General features: G+C 28.3%; 3 protein-coding genes. All 3 read right to left on the bottom strand.

Annotation, left to right across the window (positions count from 1 at the left end):
* Positions 1–16 precede the first annotated feature (16 nt).
* Positions 17–1,633, bottom strand: a complete 1,617-nt coding sequence (gene thsA, locus A9758_RS06075) for a thermosome subunit alpha (RefSeq protein ID WP_011405732.1) — start codon at positions 1,631–1,633, stop codon at positions 17–19.
* Between the two features lie 266 nt (positions 1,634–1,899).
* Positions 1,900–5,214, bottom strand: coding sequence for a hypothetical protein (locus A9758_RS06070; protein ID WP_069776345.1), 3,315 nt, complete (start codon positions 5,212–5,214; stop codon positions 1,900–1,902).
* 169 nt (positions 5,215–5,383) lie between these two features.
* Positions 5,384–6,403: a methylcobamide:CoM methyltransferase MtaA gene (gene mtaA, locus A9758_RS06065; RefSeq protein WP_011405730.1), complete on the bottom strand. Its 1,020-nt coding sequence runs from the start codon at positions 6,401–6,403 to the stop codon at positions 5,384–5,386.
* Positions 6,404–6,580: the final 177 nt, after the last annotated feature.

Genomic DNA, 6,580 nt, shown 5'->3' with positions numbered 1-6,580 from the left:
AGATTATAATCTATATTTACATTGGAGGCATTCCGCCCATACCCATATCAGGTGCTGGTGCTCCAGCTGCTGCACCTTGACTTGAGGATGCTATTACATCATCGATTCTTAAGATCATTTCAGCTGCTTCTGCTGCAGATTGTATAGCTTGTTTTTTAACTCTTTGAGGTTCAATAACTCCTGCTTCTTTCATGTCAGTTACTCCACCTTCAAATACATTTAATCCCATGTATATTGAATCTTCGTGAGCTGCTCTTAAATCTACTAAGGAGTCAATACTGTCGAGACCTGCATTTTCTGCAAGTGTTCTTGGAACTACTTCTAATGCTTCTGCAAATGCAGTTACTGCTAATTGTTCTCTTCCACTTATTGTTTCTGCGTAGTCTTTTAATCCTTTTGCAATTGCTATTTCTGGAGCTCCTCCACCAACAACAACTTTACCGTCTTCTACTGTGGAAGCTACTACTCCTATTGCATCTTCTACTGCTCTTTCAATTTCATCTACTACGTGGGAAGTGGAACCTCTTAATAATAAAGTTACTGCTTTTGGATCTTTACATTCTTTTACAAAGATCATGTCATCACCAGATACTTTATCTTCAGCTACTAATCCTGCATCTCCAAGGTCGTCTGCAGATAAATCTTCGATGTTTGTTACGATTTTTGCACCAGTTGCTTTTGCTAATTTTTCCATGTCAGATTTTTTAACTCTTCTTGTTGCTAATATACCTGCTTTGGATAAGTAGTGTTGTGCTAAGTCATCGATACCTTTTTGACAGAATAATACATTTGCTCCAGCTGCTACTAATTCATCAACCATTTCTTTAATCATGTTTTCTTCTTGTTCAATGAATGCTTGCATTTGTGCTGGGTCAGTAATTCTTATTTCTGCATCTACTTCTGTTTCTTTTACTTCTATTGCACTGTTAACTAATGCAATTTTTGCACCATTTATTTCTGATGGCATACCAGGATGTACTTTTTCTTTGTCTATGATTACTCCAGATACTAATTCTGAATCTTCAATAGCTGCTCCATCTTTAGATTCAATTTTTATTTGTTCTGAATCTACTTTACCATCTTCAACTACTTGACTTACTGCCCCTACAATAAGTTCTGCTAATGGTTCTCTTGCTTTTTCTGTTCCTTTTCCTGTCATTGCTGTCATTGCAACTTTTAGAAGAGTGTCTTTATCATCAGCATCAATGGATATTTGATCTAATAATTCTATTGCTTTTTGAGCTGCTTGTCTGTATCCTAATGCAATGATTGTTGGGTGGATTTCTTGGTCTAATAATTCTTCTGATCTTTTGAGTAATTCACCAGCAATTATTACAGCTGTTGTTGTTCCATCTCCAACTTCGTCTTCTTGTGTTTTTGCTACTTCTACTAACATTTTTGCTGCTGGGTGTTCAATATCCATTTCTTTAAGGATTGTTACACCGTCGTTTGTTACAACTATGTCTCCAAGACCGTCTACTAACATTTTGTCCATACCTTTAGGACCAAGTGTTGTTCTTACTGTTTCTGCTAAAACTTTTCCAGCTAAAATATTATTTCTTTGTGCATCTCTACCTAAGTTTCTTGTTGTTCCTTCAGGTAAGATAATTAAAGGTTGTTGTTGTTGTGCCATATATATTACCTCTATTAAATTATATTGTTAATATTAAATTATGGATGTAATCCATATTTTTTCAATTTTTTTAGTTTAAATTAGTTTTCATTAAAATATAAATTTTTATAATCAGTCTATATTCATAAATGGGTTTAATCTTATATAAATACTTTGTGGTATTATTCTGTATAACATACAGAAAAATATAAAACAATCAAAAAATACATTAAAACAACAGATAAGTAAATTAAATAAAAAAAAGATGATAAAAAGAAGAATAATTATTATTTATCTTCACCAATTTTTACCCATATGATTTTATCTCCATCACGGGCACGTTGATAATATCCACGTTTTTCAAGTGCTTTAAGTGTTTTTGCAAAGTTTTCCTTCTCAAGTGCAATGAAACCTAAATCTACAATATAATTATACAATTCAGTAGCACTCATAGCATCAGGTAACAAGCGATATATTTGTGATTGGAAACTTGTTAAACTAGGTAATGGTTTTGCTACTAATACATCAAAGTACTTTTTATACTGTTCATAACTTGCAATTTGTGCATCTTTATCATTAAGTTGTTCTTTTAATTGACTAATTTGTTCAATTTTCTTCTCATTTTCTGTTTTAAATAACTGAGCTTTTTCCAAATCAGCATTTAAAGATGTGATTTGTTGTTGATAATTAGCCATCATATCAGATTTTTCAACTTCTAACTCATTTATACGTGGTTTTAAATCTTTAAATTCGAGTAATTGAGTATTTTTCTCAGATAATAATTTCTTATGATCTTCAATATCCTTATTTTTACGTTCAATAAGTTCTTTAAGTTCAGTTATATGTGATTTATCTGTATCCAATTCCCTTACATTTTCTTGTACTTCTTGTTCTTTAAGTGCTAATTCATCATTTAATTTTTCAATTAAAGTATCATTCTCTTTTATTTGACTTGAAAGATCATCTAATTTATTTAATTTAAGATTAGATTCGGAAATTTCTTCTTTAAGATTAGATATTAATGTATCTTTTTTAGATAAATCATCGTTTAATTCTTCAATATCATCATTTTTAAGTTTTATTTTATTTTCTAATCTATTAATTTGCTGATTAATATCTTCAATTAATTCATCTTTTTTAGAAATAACATCGTCTTTTGCCTGAATTATTTCCTCACATTTATTGAATTGTTCCTTATTATCTTCAAATTTAAAGGATAACACTTCCAAGTCATGATTTAATGAACCTACATTCTCTGTTAATTCATCAATTTTATAATTTCTTTGACTTAATAATGATTTTAATCTACTTATTTCTTCATCTTTTTCATTAACACTATTTTTAAAGTTATCTTTCAATTTAAATATTTCATCTTCTTTAGAACGTATTTTTTCATCAATAACCACAGAATTTTCAGATAATTTATCATTCAATTGTTTTATTACTTCACGAGATTCCTGAACTTTATTTCTTAAAGTCTTAATTTCATTATTTTTAGATAAAACATCATTTTCATGAGATTTAACTATTTTATTTAATTGAGAAATCTCAATATCCTTTAATTCAAGTTTCTGAGGTAATGCTGCAATTTTATCATTTTTATCTTGAACATCTTGTTTAAGAAGATTTATTTGTTCTTCATTATTTCTTTTGATTTCTTGGAATTTCTTCTTAAGAACGTTATAATTTGAATCTTTATCATTAATAATAAGATTTAATGAATTATTTTCTTGTTCTAATTTATTAAGTAAGGAATTTTTACTATCCAGGGAATCTTCAAGATATTTCTTTTCAGTAAGTATCTTCTCATTTTCATTTGTAAATTTATCTAGAGCTTCATTTAATTCATTTATTTGTTTAGATGAATTTTTACGTAATTGATTATAATCTAGTTTTAATTTATCAAATTCAGCATCTTTAGTATATAATTCTTTCTTAATAGATTTAATTTCTTGATTTGTAGCATTATTTATTTCTGATTCTTTTTTACTAAAGTCAAAAGAATCAAGTTCTGATTTAAGTTCAGATATTTCATTATCACGAGTTGTTAATGTTTTTTCAAGTTCAGCTATTTTTGATTCAGATGCTTCATTTTGAGATGTTAAAGATCTAATATTTAAATCCTTTTCATTTACTTGTTCTTTAAGAGAAGATAATTCATCAACATCTACTTGAGATTTTTCTAAATTATCATAATTATCTTTTAATTGTTGATATTTATCCTCTAATTTAGAATAATCCATATCTTTTAATTCAATAGTTTTTTCTAAAGATTTGAGTTTTAAAACATCATCATTCAAATCACCTACTTTTAGCTGACTATCTTGTAATTTGTTATTTAAAGTTGTGACATCTTCTCGAGATTGTGCTAATTTCTCAGATAAATCATCTACTTCTGTTTGATTCTTAAGTATTGTGTTTTTTAATAGATTAACTTCATTTTCACTTTGTGATAATAATTGTTCTTTTTCTAAGAGAGTATTTTTAAGTTCCTTGTTTTCACTGATTAATTCAAGGTCAACAGTTTCTGATACATCAGATTCCTTAAGATCAATTGACTCATTTAATTTGGCGTTTTCATTTTCTAATTCAATTATCTTAAATTCATTTATCTTATTTGTATCTTGTAAACGCTGATATTTAGATCTTAAATCTATTAATTCATTAGATTTTTTTGTAATATCTTCAATTAAAGAGTCTAATCCTTGTTTATCAGATGTTACATTACCTTCTCTTAGACTGTTATTCTCATGTTCTAAAAATGCTATTTTAGACTCTAAATCAGTGATTTGTGCTGTTAAATCCTCTGATTTATCCTCTGAACTATTTTCTTTAAGGGCAGCTACTTGTTTTTCAAATTGTAAAATTTCTAATTTATACTTTGAAATTTCATCTTCTTTTTGAATTAAATCTTCCTTAATACTACTTACATCTTCATTTTCTCCGAGTTTTTCATTTAATAAATCAATTTCTTCCTCATATTTCTTTATTTTTTGATCTCTTGAGGATACTTCCATTGTTAATTGATTTTTTAAGATAGGAATCTCTTTTAATTCAACAGTTTGTTTTTCAATAATTGATTTTAATTGATTTACTTCTGTCTGTGAAGATTCACTCTGTAATAATGATTTTTCTTCTTTTAGACGATTAATTTCTGCAAGATAATCATTTGAATTATTAGCTGCTTCTTCAAGTTCTGAGATGGTAGTTTTTTGTGTTTGAATTTTATCTTCCAATGCTTTTATTTGATTTTCATATTTTGACAAAACCATTTCATTTAAAGAACTTCCAGAATTTTGAGATTCTACTTCTTTAATTTGCAAATCCTTTTCTTTTAGTCTAGTTTCCATTTCTTGTAATTCAAGTTCCTTTTCTTTTAAATAAGTGTCCTGTTTATGTACTTTATCTGTTAGTTCATTTATTTTTGCTTGAAGATTAGTATTATTTGATTCTGATTGTATTAGTACATTTTTAACTACTTTATTTGATTTAATATCCTTATTTTCATCGTTTAATTGTTCTTTAAGAGTATTTATTTCTTTAAAACAAGATTTTACTAATTCTCTCAACTCTTCTGATTCTACATCCTTTAAAAACGCCATTGTGATCACTAGTTATATATATTAAATTTAAACTTTTAAAGTTTTTTCTTTTAATGAAAGAGACTTAAATAGAAAAATTAAAACATACATATTATCCAAAAAAAAGTTACATAAATTCCATATACTATATATGAAAAACAGGAAAAAAAATAAAAATAAAGAAGAATGATTATATTCCAAAGAATTCATTACGGGCATTAACCATTGCTTGTATATTTTCTAAAGGACTACTTGCTGCTATACCACAACTAGGAGCTACTACATCAACTCCTTTTTCTAATGCTTCCAATACTTCCCCTCTTACTTCTTCAGGAGTTCCCCTAAATAGAGTTTTACTTGTAGATATATTTCCACAAACCTGTGTTTTATCTCCAAGTTCATGTTTAACTTTCTGAGCATACCTCATATCAACAGCTTCTTCAATACTTATACCATTATATCCACAACTAAGCATGTCCTTAAGTATACCTGCTGTATGACCACAAATATGTAGTACATTTTGTGATTTCATAACTTCCTGAATATCCTCTAATGCAGGTACTGATAGTTGTGCAAAATCCAGCGGACTAAGTAAATCACCAGATGAAGTTGGATCTGCCACACATATAACTTCAGGTTTAACTTCATTTAACTGTTTAATATATGCTGAAACTGCTTCTGCTGCTATTTCTATTGCATCCTCTACTGCAAATAAATCCAAGTTAATCATTTTAAGAATATCTTCAACTCCTATTAAATGACCTGCCACTGTAAATGGACCTGTTATTCCAACACATACTGGTAGGTTATCATATCGCTCATGTAATATTTCAACTGCTTCACATATAACAGGTATACGTCCAGATGTTTCAAAGTTATCAGGTATTTCAATATCTTCAGGTTTTTCAAATGGGGATTTTACAACCTCTGGTGTTCTTCCACCATAACCTAAGTCAACTTCACAACCCATTGATTCTGCTTCAACTGCTAGACAAAATGGAATTTTAGCATCTTCTAATCTGGCAAGTTCATATAATGAAGCTCCAAGTGTTGCCATTTGTTCTGGATTTTCATGTGCTTGAGGCCATGAGGTTCCTGTTCTTTCCATTGCATCTAATATCCCTGACTGAGTTACTGTTACTACTGGAGCAATATCAGTTTTTTTACCATTTAATACATCCCTAAGATTTTTTGTATAATTTATATTCATTGTCACCACTTATCCCCTATTGCTTAATATCATTAATGTAGGGAGTAATTTTCTTAAAATACCACCTACTTAACTACAATTAAAGATTTAAACAATTATATATAAGCGTATTCATTATTATTACAAAAAAAATAAAAAAAGCATAAGATTATACATAATAACCAAATATGAATTTAT

It is taken from the genome of Methanosphaera sp. A6 (assembly GCF_001729395.1).
In the GTDB taxonomy this organism is placed as follows: domain Archaea; phylum Methanobacteriota; class Methanobacteria; order Methanobacteriales; family Methanobacteriaceae; genus Methanosphaera; species Methanosphaera stadtmanae.
The sequence above is the reverse complement of the archived record's forward strand: the minus strand, read 5'-3'. Positions and strand labels throughout refer to the sequence as shown.